Consider the following 13,886-nt stretch of genomic DNA (forward strand, 5'->3'; position numbering starts at 1 on the left):
GCTGTGAAACAGAAGCCGATTTATGTAGAAATCGAGATGACATCTGACCTGGACAAGCTTTGGGAATATACGCAAAACCCATCGCTACATAAGGAATGGGATCTGCGGTTTTCTGACATTACGTATTTGCATAGAGGCGTAAATGAACCGCAGAGGTTTCTTTACGAGACAAGAATTGGCTTTGGATTAAAGGTGTCAGGTGCTGGGGAAACCGCGGGAACGAAGTTGCATTCCTCTCAAAGAGTATCCTCCCTGGTCTTTTCCTCCAACCATCCGTTATCCCTGATTAAAAAAGGCAGCGGGTATTGGAAATACATACAGCATGATAACGGGAAGCTTACCTTTATGACGCAGTATCAATATGAAACGGCATATGGCTTTCTGGGAAGATGGATTGACCGTTTATTATTTCGGCCGCTGATGGGCTGGGCAACAGCATGGAGTTTTGATTCATTGAGACTTTGGATTGAACAAAATAAACATCCGAAACAATTGATCCGTTATGCGTTTGTCTATATGCTGACGTGCTTGTTTTTTAGTCTGTTTTGGTTTTACCACGGATTTGCAGATCGTGAAACGAACAACATGGCAAGAGCAGCGATAATAGTTTTGGGCATTTTATGGCTGAGTCCATTAAAGAGAAAATGGATACTTCATGCTGTGCAGGCCTGTATCTTTGCTGTCTATGCTTTTCTGGATGCCGGAATATGTTCTTTATTATTAAGTGTGGTTACTGCGGCAAGCGGCTTGATCAGTCTCCGGCTTCCAAGCGCTCGGCATACGGAACGAAAAAAGAAAGAAGTGAAATGGTGAGTTCAATGTATAAAAAAACAATTATAAATTATCATCTATTACATCCCAAGCTGCAGAAACGTTATCAATTAGACCGGTCACATACATTCAGCGGAAGAGGAACGATGTCAGAAATAAGCGGAGGTTCTTTTTTGGTCAGAATGCTGCTGAAGTGCGGGGTGTTTTTTAGATGTTTCTTTTCAGAGAGAGGAAAGGACATCCCTTTTACAATTAAAAACAGAACATGTCTTACGGAGCAAGAACATACGGGGGTTGAATGGAATCGGACTTTTGTCTTTAAAGATAAGAAGCGTTTCTTTGATGCAGTTATGGTATACGACGAAAGTGAAAAACAAATACTTGATTTTTTCGGCCAACCTCATATTTTGCTGTCCGTTTTAACTTTTGAAGCACTCTCTGACGGGTCTCTCCACATTACATCAGGAAAGCAATGGCTATTAATATGCGGGAAAAGGATTCCTTTGCCAAAATGGCTGAGCGGTAATTCCACTGTTTGTGAAACGTTTGATGAAAGCAACAACTGCTTCACGATTCAAGTTCATGTGGAAAATGCAATTCTTGGCACTCTTTTTTATTATAAAGGGACGTTTCAGGAAACAGAGGGAGAAGTATGTTAAAACGACACGGCATCATTCATGCGCTTTGTTTCATCTGGTTTCTTGCATCTGAAGCTCCCGACATATCAGTTGCGGAGGCACTTGTCTTGTTTTCCATTCTCTTTTTTGTGCCGGGAATTTTTCCTTTTGTTTTTCATCAATCGGTTCACAGGTCTATTCGATCTTTGGAAAAATTATTGATGCACATCTATCCTGCAGCAGCTGTTTTCGCGGTATTAGCCCTTGTGACAGATGTCGGGTATTTTGCACTGATCTGGTGGATATACACTGCTTTGTTGGCTCTGTATGGTATGTTACGGCTTTCGAAAACAAAAATACATAGAATAGAGGAAACATCTATCTTATGTGGACTCGTTTATTTGGGAGGAGGGGGATTTTGGTTTTTTGCCTATGCTGCACATTTACAAATCCTGCACTTCGGTCCTCTCATTATTTTGCTCACAGCTGTTCATTTTCACTATTCTGCTTTTCTTATCCCGATCTTTAATGGTTTACTTGGCAGAGTCCAAAGAGAAAAACGGGTTATGTACGGTTGGGGGACATGGATTATTTTACTGTCGCCGCTCCTCATCGCACTCGGAATAACATACTCAAAAACACTTGATATCTTGGCGGTTGGTATCTATATGGCGGCACTTTATTTCAACTCATACTTAATATTTAAGACAGCTTTTCGCAGTAAGACAGGCAAAGTGCTTATCCGAATGTCTTCTCTCGTTTTAATGATAACGATCTGTTTCTCTTTGGTTTACTCGTTCGGTGTATTTCGGCAAGAAGTCACACTGACCATCAGCCAAATGATTTGGATACACGGTGTCGTGAACGCATTCGGTGTCATTTTGCCGGCTCTAGCAGGATGGAGAAAAGAAAATCCTCAGCCCTCGGATGCGAGTGCCAAGGTTTTCAGCCGAATATACGGAAAGAGAACAATCGGAAAGAACTTTTTGCACAACATTCACGCTGAGAATAACATTCAATATAGCGGACTTGTGGATGATATGAGAAGCCTTCGTTCAAACGATTTTTCACCGGAGCATTTGAAACCGTTGATTGTTTCTTTTTATGAACAGACGAAAGATTATGAGGTAAAAGCAAAAGTGACGTGGAGCACTTGGTTTCAGCCCTTTGCGAAAATGTATGAATACATCAGCAAAAGAACCGGACAAATACACCTGTCAACGAACCCTGACTGGTATAGGATGCACAGTACAATAAAAGGTGTCCATTCAAAAAAAGACGGAAGAAAAAAGGTGCGTGCCTGGATCAGAACAAATGAAAAAAACGAAACTATTTTCACCGCGCTGTATTCTGTATATCGCTCAAAAGGAGAGGGGTACATGAATATTTCTCTGCCGCTTCCTTTCAGTAACATGACAGGCGTTTTAAAGCCTTATCATCACAAAGAGAACCTGATTCTGACCAGCAGGCGGAGAAAAAGCGGTGCTGGGGATGAAGGAATTTATCTTAGAACAAGAATCGGGACATGCCCGCTTCCATTATCTGAAAACTTTCTTATAAAAGCTCCGTGTGCAAGCAGGTTAACAGCTGTTCACGAAATGTGGCTGTTTGGGATTCAATTTCTAACTGTTAATTATGAAATTACATATTGCCCGTCCAAATGAAGAATATAAAACAAAGACAAGCGTTCATCTGACAGTTGCTCGTCCGGCAAACAATGGACCGGCGCATTTTAATTCTGCACCTCATACAGACGGGGAAGGAAGGGTTTTTATGTTGTATATCAGTTTATTTCTGATTGTATGGCTGGCTGCGGGATTTGCAGTGGGGATGAAGCAAGTTTATGTCGATCAGCTGTTTGATAAAGATGTGATCGAAAGGCTTGAAAAAGAAGCAGGTGACCATGATCTTGTTGTCCGTTTTATTAAACACCGTTTCGTTTATATTGCAGCAGTTACTTTAAGCGGGTTTATTGCTGTTTACAGTGAAATAAAAGCCATTCCGCAAAAGCGGAGTATAAGAAAAATTGAAAAAGACATTAATAAGCTGAACAAAGTAAGGAAACGCGGGAATAACAGAAAGTAAAAGGTGCACAAGCCAGCAGGCGGGTGCATTTTTTTATTTAATGGAAAGCCGGTGCGATCTTACTTTTTTGCTAAGGAGTATAAATTCATAAATGTGAAGAACAGCACCCGGGCTAATGGTATATAATATTGTGAATTTAACAAAAATTTAACAAGGAGGACGAGATAATTCGTGCTAAAGCCTCAAAGAATCCAGCATCCTGTGTTTTTGGTTTTGAGGCGGAGTAGATGAAACCGGCCAAAGTATCCCTGCTCCGCCGTTTGCTCCATTCCTTGAAGCATGTTGATTGTAACATAGTCAAACGTTTTCCATCAACTTTAAAAAATGTAAAAATGTTGTTAATTTTTTTGTTGTTTGTTCCGGTTTCTTCAGTATGTGCAGAGGATATCTATCAGAATTTCGAGGAATTAAAGAATAACGAAGATCCTTCTGATTACAGCATTGTCACAAAAGAAATCGGCAGCCCTGTGCTTGTTTTAGCTATTCACGGGGGAGGTATTGAAGGCGGCACAAGTGAAGTAGCGAGAGAGCTCAGCCAACAGTATTCCATGTATTTGTTTGAAGGTTTGAAGACGTCTGGAAATTCAGTGCTGCATATAACAAGCACACATTTTGATGAACCTCAGGCACTGAAACTTGTAGCAAGTCATGAGTATGTCATTTCATTGCATGGGTATGCAGGAGAGGACCAACAGATACAAATCGGCGGAACAGACCGATCAAGAGCGGCAGAATTGGTTTCAGAACTGCAGAAAGCCGGTTTTCCAGCTGAATTGCTTGGTACGGATCATCCGCATGCAGGCGTAAGTCCAAACAATATAGCGAATAAATCAAAAACCGGTTTGAGCATCCAGTTAGAGATGAGTACAGGTTTTAGAGAATCTTTGTTTGGCATCTTTTCTTTAAAAAGCAGATCCACGACTCAAAATGAGAGGTTTTATGATTTTACGGAAGTGTTGACCCATTTTATGCAAAACAGTTATTAAAATAAGGAGGCTTTGCGCCTCCTTATTTTTCATCCTTCTGATCAGGGGCTTCAGGGAACAATTCATCTGATGCCTCGGTTTGATATTGCAAAGTGTTATCTTTAGCAGTCAGTTCGTTTCTGAATGTTTCATCCAACACATTTTTCAGCAAATACCGGTGAAAAAAATATTCAAAAACAGTCAGGCAGACAGAAGCAATAAGAGCAGCTGCAAACGGTGAGAAACCGTTTCTCGTTTGCGTTTCAAGAAAGACCCAAAGAATAACGAGTGAAAGCCCGAAGTCAGCCAGTGAAGCTGTCACATTGCTGGTTCTCGGCAAGATCAGGATGTCACCGGAAAGGTATGTTACAAAGCTTAAGAAAAATGCAATAAACAGCACACTTAAGAAGGAAGCATGGTAAACTCTATCCAAAATCACATACAAGAGGGCAAGAGTTAAAGCTGTTTTAGAAGCAAGAGCGATAATATGTTTCATTTGATCACCTATATTTGAGGCAAATCTTTAGCGGTATCTGCAGCCTCAAGATCGACACTTATTTGCTGAGTTAAATCTTTAGAATGATAAAAACCCTTTGCAGCCATATAAAGATAAATTTGTTCATGGGTATTAATCGCGTCATGTAAATATTGCTGCAGCGTTTCTCTGACTTCTGGGGAAGAAGATTCTGTGATGGCAGCTGCAATATTCCTTACGCCTGTCTTTGCCGATATTAAAAAATCCGTTGCGATCACTTGTTCGGTCATGCTGCCCATTCCGGCTAATTTTTGAAAGAACTCATTCACGCTTGTTCACCTCTCACTGACAGCAATTCCTGCAAACGTGCAACCTGCTGTTTTGTTTTTTGAGCATCCTGTTCAAGAATACTCTTTAATTCTTCATCTTGTACAAGTCCCGTCATGGTTGAAGATTTTGTCAAACAAAGATTTTTAAACGTAAGCAATTCGAGCAATTCTAACGTTTCATGAAGGCCGTAGTCATTCATCACGGTCATTCCCTTCTTAAGTAATATGGTTTATTTTGAGCAAATTGCTTTTGTTTACACTGGTATTTTTTGCTTTGTTGAATTGAAACTTTCTGACTGGAGCGCCCGTACATAAGGGTGGGGATGAGCGTCTAAAAATAAAAATCCAGCTTTCAATCTTTTGAAACAGGCTGAGTAAAAATTTGAAGAATTATACGCTTTTACTAAAAAAACGTCTTTATCCCAATGTCTGTATTGCATTATTGAAAGTCCCATATTTAAGTTTTTTAATCGGCTATCTATAAATACTGAGGAGGAGACACAGTGGAGATCAAAGGGATCAATCACTTGTTATTTTCTGTTTCTGATTTACTGACATCCATCGAGTTTTATCAAAATGTCTTTGATGCTAAATTGTTGGCCAAAGGAAGGAGCACTGCATATTTTGATTTAAACGGCATATGGCTGGCTCTCAACGAAGAGCGTGACATTCCCAGAAATGACATTAAGGCTTCTTATACCCATATCGCTTTTACAATTGAAGAAAGTAAGTTTGAAGAAATGTCCGCAAAATTAAAAGATCTTCAAGTTACTATTTTGCCTGGGAGAGAACGAGATGAACGTGATCGAAAATCAATTTATTTCACCGATCCTGACGGCCATAAATTTGAATTCCATACAGGAACTCTTCAAGACAGACTTCAATATTATAAGCAAGCTAAAACCCATATGGATTTTTATGATTGAAAAAGTACGGGAAACAGAGCAACAGAGGATATACATATTTATCTTTTGGGGGTAATATATGGTAAAGGAGGGGGATTGCATTTGAGAAATAAAATCTTGCTGATGACAGCTGTTTTGCTATGTGTTTTTGGAACCGGGACGATTCATGCAGCAACTTTACATTATGAATATAAAACCGATTTCATTCTAAATGATGAAACAAAAGCGCTTTATGTAGAAAACATTGGTGATATACCGGCAATTGACTATTTTTTAGGGTACCAGTTTACGATACGAGGAGTGAATACTTGTTCAGTTGACATTAAGCTTCAGCGAATGGGACTTACAGGTAATTACACTACGTTAAGCGCCAAACAATTCATCGGTAATTGGTTTGATTTTAGCGCTCAAGATAAGGTTTCCATTGAACCGTATCATCGGTATCGAATAGTAGCTGAAGAACATTCCCCAAACTGTGGAAGTGTTCATGTAAAAGGGCGCTATGGTGTAGAATATTTTACTTTTGATTGATGCTCACATTTATTGAAAAGCAGTGAGCTTTTTTTGTGGAATAAATTAACTAAATAAACTATGTACTAAATATTCAATATATTCTTTTTGATCTCGCTCATGATAAAAGAGCAGAGTATAACTAATCTTTTCACGTCCAAGATCGAAACATTTATAAGATAGGAACGACTACATTTTTAAACAATATTTTTTAAAGAAAAAGTTTCGTTAAGGAAAGAAAATTTCTTGACTTCAACAATTAAATGATGGATAATTATGGTGTAAACATGATGTTCTTTTTCCTCCTATTCAGGTTCGCACCTAAGCCAGGGCGAACCTGCTTTTTTTTAAAACAAAACCCCCACTCCGTAAAGGGAGAGGGGGTTTATTCTTTGTACCTGATAGTTTGATAGTTTAATGGACAGTTCTGAACACACCAATTACTTTTCCTAATATGCTGACATTCTGCAGTATGATCGGAGCCATGGTTGGATTTTCAGGCTGTAGGCGAATGTGTGTATCCTCTTTATAGAAACGTTTTACCGTAGCTTCATCATCTTCTGTCATCGCCACTACGATTTCACCGTTATTCGCCGTGTTTTGCTGTTTTACAATAACATAGTCCTTATCAAGTATACCTGCGTCAATCATACTGTCTCCCATAATCTCCAGCATAAACACATGCTCATCCGGAGGAACCATACGGTCAGGAAGCGGGAAGTATTCTTCAATGTTTTCAACCGCTGTAATAGGTGATCCGGCCGTTACTTTTCCGATTACCGGTACATTAACGACTTGGCTCTTTGGAATCTCTACTTCTTCATCCAGAATTTCTATCGCTCTTGGTTTTGTCGGATCGCGTCTAATCAGTCCTTTTGTTTCCAAACGGGCCAAATGGCCGTGGACAGTTGAACTGGACGCAAGGCCGACAGCCTCTCCGATCTCTCTAACGGAAGGCGGATATCCTTTTGATTTAACCTCTGCTTTAATAAAACGGAGGATATCAAGTTGCCTTTTTGAAAGCTTCGTCATTTTTTGCACCTCTAAACGTCGATTTTAAGTAGATTATAGCATGATTTTCCTGACAGTACAAACATAGGTTCGAAAAAACAATTGACAGAAACGTTTGTTCGTATATACTGAAATTATAAAAATGCGAACAAACATTCTTGTTGGAGGTTGTTATCATGAGTAAAGAATCTATTATTTTTGTCGGCCTGTTCACTGTGATTCTAAGCGTGGTTATCCTTCTGTTGTCATATACAAGCAGCGACCAGGAGCTTAACCAGTATGTTAAAATAAAAGTTCAGCAGGGGGATACGCTGTGGTCGCTTGCCGACCAGGTGGCTGACTCAAAAAAGATAAATAAAAGTGATTTTATTGAATGGGTAGCTGAAAAAAATAATCTTCAGCCGTCTGAACTTCAGCCGGGAGATGAATTGGTGATTCCATTAAAAAAGGAACATCCGGCTGCATACGAACTGGCTACTGTTAAATAGAGAGGAAAGGTAGAAAGGTGAAAGCACTCATTTATGCCCGCGTAAGCACAAATAAAGAACAGCAAGAAACCTCATTAAAGCGGCAGGAGGAGGAGCTTACGGCCATTGCGGCTGAGAACGGCATAGAAGTCGTCAAAGTGATTTCTGAAAAAGCCAGCGGATATGAAATGGACCGGGATGGTGTATTTGATTTGCTTGATCATATCAAGAACTCAAATATTGATGTGATTTTAGTTCAGGATGAAACAAGACTCGGCCGGGGAAACGCGAAAATTGCACTTCTTCATTGTATTTACAGGGAAGGAGTGAAAGTATTTACGACAGCTCACAGAGGTGAACTTGAGTTATCGGAGGCTGACTCTATGGTGCTGGAAATCGTCAGTATTGTGGAGGAATACCAGAGAAAAATCCACAACATGAAAATTAAACGTGGAATGAAACGCGCAGTAAAAAATGGTTTTAAGCCTCAAAAGAACCTGAAAAACCAGCATGAAAACAGCGGAAAAGATAGAATAGAAGTTCCGATCTCGGAGATTGTCCGGTTGAGAGCGAATAAACTGACGTTTGCTGAAATCGCGGCTACGTTGAGAGGTTTTGGCTATGATGTGTCAAAGGCGACAGTCCATCGGCGTTTTCAAGAATACATAGAGAATGAGCAGACAGGCGAGTGAATCAGTTGTAAAACTCCTCGTGTTTTAGTAGTATATACACAAAATGCAATAAAGGAGTTTATCATGATTTCAAACGAAAAAATTGCCAGAATCAATGAACTTGCCGCAAAAGCTAAAGCTGGCGTTATCACAGAAGAAGAAAAAGCCGAGCAGCAAAAGCTCCGTCAAGAATACCTAAAAGGATTTCGTTCTTCTATGAAAAACACATTAAAAAGTGTAAAAATCATTGATCCTGAAGGCAATGACGTAACACCTGAAAAGTTAAAAAGAGAAAAAAAAAATAACAGACTCCATTAATATAAGAGGAATACGGCAATATCGTATTCCTCTTTTGTATATACTACAAACAGCTGGGCTTTCTTCAGGTGACAAAATTCATCAAGTTTCTCTCAAATTTAAGCTGAAACAGTTGAGAAAAAGTCGTCAGACATTTATGATGAAAGGGTACAACATATAAGGAAGGGGATTTTTATGGATACAATTGAAAAGAAATCAGTTGCTACCATTCGCACACTATCAATAGACGCTATTGAAAAAGCAAACTCTGGTCACCCTGGAATGCCTATGGGGGCAGCGCCAATGGCATATACGCTATGGACAAAATTTATGAATGTAAATCCGGCAAACCCTGGGTGGTTTAACCGCGACCGTTTTGTTTTATCTGCGGGACACGGATCAGCACTTTTATACAGCATGCTTCATTTAAGCGGGTATGATCTCAGTATTGAAGATCTTAAGGGATTCCGTCAGTGGGGCAGCAAAACACCGGGACATCCGGAATTCGGACATACAGCCGGTGTTGATGCAACAACAGGGCCGCTTGGACAAGGAATCGCAATGGCGGTCGGAATGGCTATTGCAGAACGCCATTTAGCCGAAACTTACAACCGTGATTCATTCAATGTAGTCGATCACTATACATACAGCATTTGCGGTGACGGTGATTTAATGGAAGGTATCTCTTCTGAAGCCGCTTCACTAGCAGGCCATCTTCAGCTTGGCCGTCTCATCGTATTATACGATTCAAATGACATCTCATTGGATGGAGATCTGGATCGTTCATTCTCTGAAAACGTAAAACAGCGTTTTGAGGCGATGAACTGGGAAGTTCTTTACGTTCAGGATGGAAACAATATTGAAGAATTATCTGCCGCAATTGAAAAAGCACGCCAAAACGACAAGAAACCTACATTAATTGAAGTGAAAACGACAATTGGTTTCGGTTCCCCTAACCGTGCCGGCACTTCCGGTGTTCACGGTGCTCCGCTTGGCAAAGAAGAAAGTAAATTAACAAAAGAAGCTTATGCATGGACGTATGAAGAAGATTTCTACGTTCCGTCAGAAGTATATGAGCATTTCGCAAAAACAGTAAAAGAATCCGGCGAGAAAAAGGAACAGGAATGGAATGACCAATTCGGTAAATATAAAGAAATTTATCCGGAACTCGCTCAACAGCTTGAACTGGCTATCAAAGGAGAACTTCCGAAAGACTGGGATCAAGAGGTGCCTGTTTATGAAAAAGGAAGCAGTCTGGCATCCCGTGCCTCTTCAGGTGAGGTTCTAAACGGTCTTGCGAATAAAATTCCGTTCTTTGTTGGCGGTTCTGCAGACTTAGCAGGATCAAACAAAACGACGATTAAAAATTCCGGTGATTATACAGCGCTTGATTACTCAGGCAAAAATTTCTGGTTTGGTGTTCGTGAATTTGCTATGGGTGCAGCCTTAAACGGTATGGCGCTTCATGGCGGACTCCGTGTATTCGGCGGAACATTCTTTGTCTTCTCTGATTACTTGCGTCCGGCGATTCGCCTTGCAGCCTTAATGGGTCTTCCTGTGACATATGTCTTTACTCACGACAGTATCGCGGTCGGTGAAGATGGACCGACTCACGAGCCGGTTGAGCAGCTTGCTTCTTTACGCGCAATGCCTAACCTTTCTTTAATTCGCCCTGCAGACGGTAATGAGACAGCAGCGGCATGGAAGCTTGCGGTACAGAGCACAGATCATCCAACGGCACTCGTATTGACACGCCAAAACCTTCCTACAATCGACCAAACAGCTGAAGAGGCATTGGCTGGTGTAGAAAAGGGTGCTTATGTTGTTTCTAAGTCTAAAAACGAAACACCGGACGCTCTTCTTATCGCGACGGGCTCAGAGGTTGGTCTGGCAATTGAAGCACAGGCTGAATTGGCGAAAGAAAATATTGATGTTTCTGTCGTCAGCATGCCTTCAGTAGATCGTTTTGAGAAACAATCCGATGAATACAAAAACTCCGTGCTTCCGTCAGATGTGAGAAAACGCCTTGCGATTGAAATGGGCGCATCATTTGGCTGGGGTAAATACACAGGGCTTGAAGGAGACGTGCTCGGCATTGACAAATTCGGTGCCTCCGCTCCTGGCGAAACGATCATCAATGAATACGGCTTCTCAGTTGCAAACGTTGTGGATCGAGTTAAAGCATTAATCAATAAATAAGGTTTTCAAAGGGGATGAGTCAAATCATCCTCTTTTTCTTGTTTATCCGACAAAAATAGTATTGGCTGGTTAACAGTAATAGACAATTCTTTCTTCTCTTCTTTTGTATAATAGATTGCAAATGAAATGCTGCTGGAAAAGGGGATGAGAAGATGGAACGTCACTACTATACGTACCTGATCAAAGAGGAATTTGCCAATCACTATTTCGGGCGGGAATCGGTTATGTTTGAGCTGTTTCAAGACTATCATTGGACAAGCCTGACGAGGCAGCAGTATGAAATGACAGAGAAACAAATTCAATATATTACGAAACCTATTCCGATTTTACATATGCATCAGCGGTTAAAAATGAATTTGAATAATACAAACTATACACAGCTGGATTATATTTATAGATTATCTCTGCCAAAAGCAAAGGGACAAGCGTCTTTTATGATGAGGGAACACATGATTGAAATTGTAGCTAACGGAGATTACGAGGCAGAAACGATATTTTTTGAAGTTCTTCGCAAAGTAAGCCCTTGCTTTCTCGCAATGGATTTCAATACGAAGCGGTATGGGTGGTTAAATCCGGTGAAAGAAAGAAATTTTGTCTAAAACCGAAGAAAAAGAGATGTAAATGTTGTATAATAGCTTTTGGTTTAGTACACTTTAAACTAGACAACATGAAGGAGGAAATAAAATGACTTTATGGGTTGGCATCCTAGTGGGCGTTGTTGCACTGCTCATAGGTGTTGCACTCGGGTTTTTTATTGCTCGTAAATATATGATGAGCTACCTTAAAAAGAATCCGCCTATTAATGAACAAATGTTACGCATGATGATGATGCAAATGGGAATGAAACCTTCTCAAAAGAAAATCAATCAAATGATGAAAGCCATGAATAATCAAACGAAATAATACGTAAAGATTATGATATAGAGAAACATGGTTATAAAATAAAAAACCCTTTATCGGGTTTTTTATTTTGCAATCATTCATCACCCGCTACTGCTCGAAGGCGCTGCTTTTGATATTGTATGAGAAGATGGTCAAGCTCCTGACTGAGTTCTATCGTAATATGAGATGTCATACCGTTTGCCATGACAATTTGCAGCAGCTCTGCTCTTTTTTTTTCAATTTCATTTAATAGATGCTCTCTAATCACAGGGATGTATCCTTTCATACATTAGATCTTCAAAAGTGAATGTTTATATTATATCCATATTTATACTAATTTTCAAATGAGAAGGAGTACAATGTCTCAATGTCAAATTAAATTATATAAGTTTTTTTTGAAAATAGAAATCCTTCGAGTGAAAGTGTTAAAAAAATGAAATGATTTTGTCATAACTTGAAGGAATGTCAAATTATGAAGGGATGATGACATGGGAGATGTGAATTATCTTCTGACATTCGGGGCGGGATTTTTATCATTTATTTCGCCTTGCTGCCTGCCGCTGTATCCGGCTTTCCTGTCATATATTACAGGAGTGAGCATGGATGATGTGAAAACAGAGAAACTGCTGCTGCAAAAAAGAAGCTTGGCTCATACGCTGTTTTTTTTGCTGGGGTTTTCAGTGATTTTTATTGCTTTAGGATATGGTACATCTTTTATTGGAACCTTGTTTAGGGATTATCATGATGCTATTCGGCAAGTGGGTGCTTTGCTCATTATTCTGTTCGGTTTTATCACGCTTGGCGTGTTTCGTCCTGAGGTTATCATGAAAGAGCGCAGAGTCCATTTTAAGCATAAGCCGGGGGGGTTTTTCGGTTCAATTTTAATCGGTATGGCTTTTGCGGCTGGCTGGACGCCTTGCACCGGTCCTATTTTGGGGGCTGTTATCACATTAGCAGGTACGAATCCTGGCTCAGCGGTACCGTATATGATGCTATATGTTCTCGGATTTGCCGTTCCGTTTGTATTATTGTCGTTCTTCATTACGAAGCTGAAGTGGATCAGGAAGAATCAGCTTTTGATCATGAAAGCGGGCGGCGTACTTATGATTGTAATTGGGATCCTGCTATTTTTTAACTGGATGAGCTTGATCATTATTTTGCTGTCGGATCTTTTTGGTGGTTTTACAGGTTTCTGACTGTTAAATTACTTTTGCACTACTACTAATCCTTTTGTTTTTGGTACAATAAGACTATTACCTGAGGAATTCGATTTTTGGAGGGGAATATGACAAGAGTTTTAGTTGTAGACGACGCCAAGTTCATGAGAGTAAAAATCAGAGAGATCTTGGAAGAGGCAAATTACATAATAGCAGGCGAGGCGGCGGACGGCGAACAAGCGGCTGACCTGTATAAAAAACTTCGGCCGGACTTAGTGACGATGGATATTACGATGCCGGTGAAAAACGGCATTAAGGCGCTTCGAGAGATCATATCCTTTGACCCTAAAGCAAAGATAATCATGTGTACCGCAATGCGCCAGCAAAGAATTGTTACGGAAGCCATTGAACTTGGGGCAAAAGATTTTATTGTCAAACCGTTTGAGGAGTCCAAAGTATTAGAAGCTGTGAATCGCGTTATGGGGAATTGAAAGTCATTTCTTTTCAAAATGGTTTTTTTTATTGTTTTGGAGTATAGTATATAG

General features: G+C 40.1%; 20 protein-coding genes. 15 read left to right on the forward strand and 5 right to left on the reverse strand.

Annotated elements, in window-relative coordinates; all coding sequences use genetic code 11:
• Nucleotides 1–3: 3 nt before the first annotated feature.
• The 5 genes from NST56_RS10980 (at nt 4) to NST56_RS11000 (ending at nt 4,459) form a co-directional block, all read left to right on the forward strand.
• Complete coding sequence (locus tag NST56_RS10980) at nt 4–813, forward strand: hypothetical protein (RefSeq protein WP_339181974.1); 810 nt, start codon at nt 4–6, stop codon at nt 811–813.
• Nucleotides 810–1,430, forward strand: coding sequence for a DUF4166 domain-containing protein (locus tag NST56_RS10985; RefSeq protein WP_339182179.1), 621 nt, complete (start codon nt 810–812; stop codon nt 1,428–1,430). The genes NST56_RS10980 and NST56_RS10985 overlap by 4 nt, the downstream gene beginning before the upstream one ends.
• Nucleotides 1,424–3,052 carry a YndJ family protein gene (locus NST56_RS10990; protein WP_339181977.1) on the forward strand — a complete coding sequence of 543 codons (1,629 nt, stop codon included), beginning with the start codon at nt 1,424–1,426 and terminating at the stop codon, nt 3,050–3,052. The genes NST56_RS10985 and NST56_RS10990 overlap by 7 nt, the downstream gene beginning before the upstream one ends.
• Nucleotides 3,053–3,161: 109 nt before the next feature.
• Nucleotides 3,162–3,473: a hypothetical protein gene (locus NST56_RS10995; RefSeq protein ID WP_026014714.1), complete on the forward strand. Its 312-nt coding sequence runs from the start codon at nt 3,162–3,164 to the stop codon at nt 3,471–3,473.
• Between the two features lie 227 nt (nt 3,474–3,700).
• Complete coding sequence (locus NST56_RS11000) at nt 3,701–4,459, forward strand: poly-gamma-glutamate hydrolase family protein (RefSeq protein ID WP_339181980.1); 759 nt, start codon at nt 3,701–3,703, stop codon at nt 4,457–4,459.
• A 22-nt stretch (nt 4,460–4,481) separates the two neighbouring features.
• On the opposite strand, the gene NST56_RS11005 is transcribed toward NST56_RS11000, so the two are convergent.
• From NST56_RS11005 to NST56_RS11015, 3 genes are read right to left on the reverse strand one after another with little or no spacing between them, the layout of a single operon-like run.
• Nucleotides 4,482–4,934 carry a YndM family protein gene (locus NST56_RS11005; RefSeq protein ID WP_268451161.1) on the reverse strand — a complete coding sequence of 151 codons (453 nt, stop codon included), beginning with the start codon at nt 4,932–4,934 and terminating at the stop codon, nt 4,482–4,484.
• Between the two features lie 8 nt (nt 4,935–4,942).
• On the reverse strand, nt 4,943–5,242 hold the full coding sequence (locus NST56_RS11010) for a spore coat protein (protein ID WP_010334401.1): 300 nt from the start codon (nt 5,240–5,242) through the stop codon (nt 4,943–4,945).
• Nucleotides 5,239–5,442 (reverse strand): DUF892 family protein, encoded by a 204-nt coding sequence (locus NST56_RS11015; RefSeq protein WP_339182182.1) that lies wholly within the window; start codon nt 5,440–5,442, stop codon nt 5,239–5,241. The genes NST56_RS11010 and NST56_RS11015 overlap by 4 nt, the downstream gene beginning before the upstream one ends.
• A 303-nt stretch (nt 5,443–5,745) precedes the next feature.
• Between NST56_RS11015 and fosM the strand changes: the two genes are divergently transcribed.
• Both fosM and NST56_RS11025 read left to right on the forward strand, forming a co-directional pair.
• A complete protein-coding gene (gene fosM / locus NST56_RS11020) occupies nt 5,746–6,168 on the forward strand; it encodes a FosM family fosfomycin resistance protein (protein WP_010334403.1) in 423 nt (140 codons plus the stop codon).
• An 81-nt stretch (nt 6,169–6,249) separates the two neighbouring features.
• On the forward strand, nt 6,250–6,678 hold the full coding sequence (locus NST56_RS11025; RefSeq protein ID WP_339181988.1) for a hypothetical protein: 429 nt from the start codon (nt 6,250–6,252) through the stop codon (nt 6,676–6,678).
• Between the two features lie 393 nt (nt 6,679–7,071).
• Here NST56_RS11025 and lexA read toward each other — a convergent pair whose 3' ends face one another.
• Nucleotides 7,072–7,689 (reverse strand): transcriptional repressor LexA, encoded by a 618-nt coding sequence (lexA, locus tag NST56_RS11030; protein WP_010334405.1) that lies wholly within the window; start codon nt 7,687–7,689, stop codon nt 7,072–7,074.
• Nucleotides 7,690–7,844: 155 nt separating this feature from the next.
• Here lexA and yneA point away from each other — a divergent pair, with 155 nt between their 5' ends.
• The 6 genes from yneA (at nt 7,845) to NST56_RS11060 (ending at nt 12,205) form a co-directional block, all read left to right on the forward strand.
• Nucleotides 7,845–8,156 (forward strand): cell division suppressor protein YneA, encoded by a 312-nt coding sequence (gene yneA, locus NST56_RS11035; protein WP_168747943.1) that lies wholly within the window; start codon nt 7,845–7,847, stop codon nt 8,154–8,156.
• 17 nt (nt 8,157–8,173) lie between these two features.
• Complete coding sequence (locus NST56_RS11040; protein WP_010334407.1) at nt 8,174–8,827, forward strand: recombinase family protein; 654 nt, start codon at nt 8,174–8,176, stop codon at nt 8,825–8,827.
• 63 nt (nt 8,828–8,890) lie between these two features.
• A complete protein-coding gene (locus tag NST56_RS11045) occupies nt 8,891–9,124 on the forward strand; it encodes a DUF896 domain-containing protein (protein ID WP_029441406.1) in 234 nt (77 codons plus the stop codon).
• 174 nt (nt 9,125–9,298) lie between these two features.
• Nucleotides 9,299–11,302, forward strand: a complete 2,004-nt coding sequence (gene tkt / locus NST56_RS11050; RefSeq protein ID WP_339181991.1) for a transketolase — start codon at nt 9,299–9,301, stop codon at nt 11,300–11,302.
• 152 nt (nt 11,303–11,454) lie between these two features.
• Nucleotides 11,455–11,901, forward strand: coding sequence for a sporulation inhibitor of replication protein SirA (sirA, locus tag NST56_RS11055; protein ID WP_029441408.1), 447 nt, complete (start codon nt 11,455–11,457; stop codon nt 11,899–11,901).
• An 85-nt stretch (nt 11,902–11,986) separates the two neighbouring features.
• Complete coding sequence (locus tag NST56_RS11060) at nt 11,987–12,205, forward strand: YneF family protein (RefSeq protein WP_003221221.1); 219 nt, start codon at nt 11,987–11,989, stop codon at nt 12,203–12,205.
• 73 nt (nt 12,206–12,278) lie between these two features.
• Here the strand turns inward: NST56_RS11060 and ynzD are convergent, their stop codons facing one another.
• Nucleotides 12,279–12,452 (reverse strand): aspartyl-phosphate phosphatase YnzD, encoded by a 174-nt coding sequence (gene ynzD / locus NST56_RS11065; protein WP_024121579.1) that lies wholly within the window; start codon nt 12,450–12,452, stop codon nt 12,279–12,281.
• A 220-nt stretch (nt 12,453–12,672) separates the two neighbouring features.
• On the opposite strand from ynzD, the gene NST56_RS11070 reads away from it, so the two are divergent.
• Complete coding sequence (locus NST56_RS11070) at nt 12,673–13,380, forward strand: cytochrome c biogenesis protein CcdA (RefSeq protein WP_168747945.1); 708 nt, start codon at nt 12,673–12,675, stop codon at nt 13,378–13,380.
• Between the two features lie 89 nt (nt 13,381–13,469).
• Entirely contained in the window at nt 13,470–13,832 is a 363-nt protein-coding gene (locus NST56_RS11075) for a response regulator (RefSeq protein ID WP_010334411.1), read from the forward strand.
• Nucleotides 13,833–13,886: the final 54 nt, after the last annotated feature.

Origin of the sequence: Bacillus sp. FSL R5-0560, from assembly GCF_037966305.1 — a bacterium.
Classification (GTDB): Bacteria; Bacillota; Bacilli; order Bacillales; family Bacillaceae; genus Bacillus; species Bacillus mojavensis.

What these genes read in the sequence shown, in the direction of transcription:
- NST56_RS10990 (WP_339181977.1), top strand. Translation starts at nt 1,424, where the DNA reads ATGTTAAAACGACACGGCATCATTCATGCGCTTTGTTTCATCTGGTTT.
- NST56_RS10995 (WP_026014714.1), top strand. Translation starts at nt 3,162, where the DNA reads ATGTTGTATATCAGTTTATTTCTGATTGTATGGCTGGCTGCGGGATTT.
- NST56_RS11000 (WP_339181980.1), top strand. Translation starts at nt 3,701, where the DNA reads ATGAAACCGGCCAAAGTATCCCTGCTCCGCCGTTTGCTCCATTCCTTG.
- NST56_RS11005 (WP_268451161.1), bottom strand. Translation starts at nt 4,934, where the DNA reads ATGAAACATATTATCGCTCTTGCTTCTAAAACAGCTTTAACTCTTGCC.
- NST56_RS11015 (WP_339182182.1), bottom strand. Translation starts at nt 5,442, where the DNA reads ATGAATGACTACGGCCTTCATGAAACGTTAGAATTGCTCGAATTGCTT.
- lexA (WP_010334405.1), bottom strand. Translation starts at nt 7,689, where the DNA reads ATGACGAAGCTTTCAAAAAGGCAACTTGATATCCTCCGTTTTATTAAA.
- yneA (WP_168747943.1), top strand. Translation starts at nt 7,845, where the DNA reads ATGAGTAAAGAATCTATTATTTTTGTCGGCCTGTTCACTGTGATTCTA.
- NST56_RS11045 (WP_029441406.1), top strand. Translation starts at nt 8,891, where the DNA reads ATGATTTCAAACGAAAAAATTGCCAGAATCAATGAACTTGCCGCAAAA.
- tkt (WP_339181991.1), top strand. Translation starts at nt 9,299, where the DNA reads ATGGATACAATTGAAAAGAAATCAGTTGCTACCATTCGCACACTATCA.
- sirA (WP_029441408.1), top strand. Translation starts at nt 11,455, where the DNA reads ATGGAACGTCACTACTATACGTACCTGATCAAAGAGGAATTTGCCAAT.
- NST56_RS11060 (WP_003221221.1), top strand. Translation starts at nt 11,987, where the DNA reads ATGACTTTATGGGTTGGCATCCTAGTGGGCGTTGTTGCACTGCTCATA.
- NST56_RS11070 (WP_168747945.1), top strand. Translation starts at nt 12,673, where the DNA reads ATGGGAGATGTGAATTATCTTCTGACATTCGGGGCGGGATTTTTATCA.
- NST56_RS11075 (WP_010334411.1), top strand. Translation starts at nt 13,470, where the DNA reads ATGACAAGAGTTTTAGTTGTAGACGACGCCAAGTTCATGAGAGTAAAA.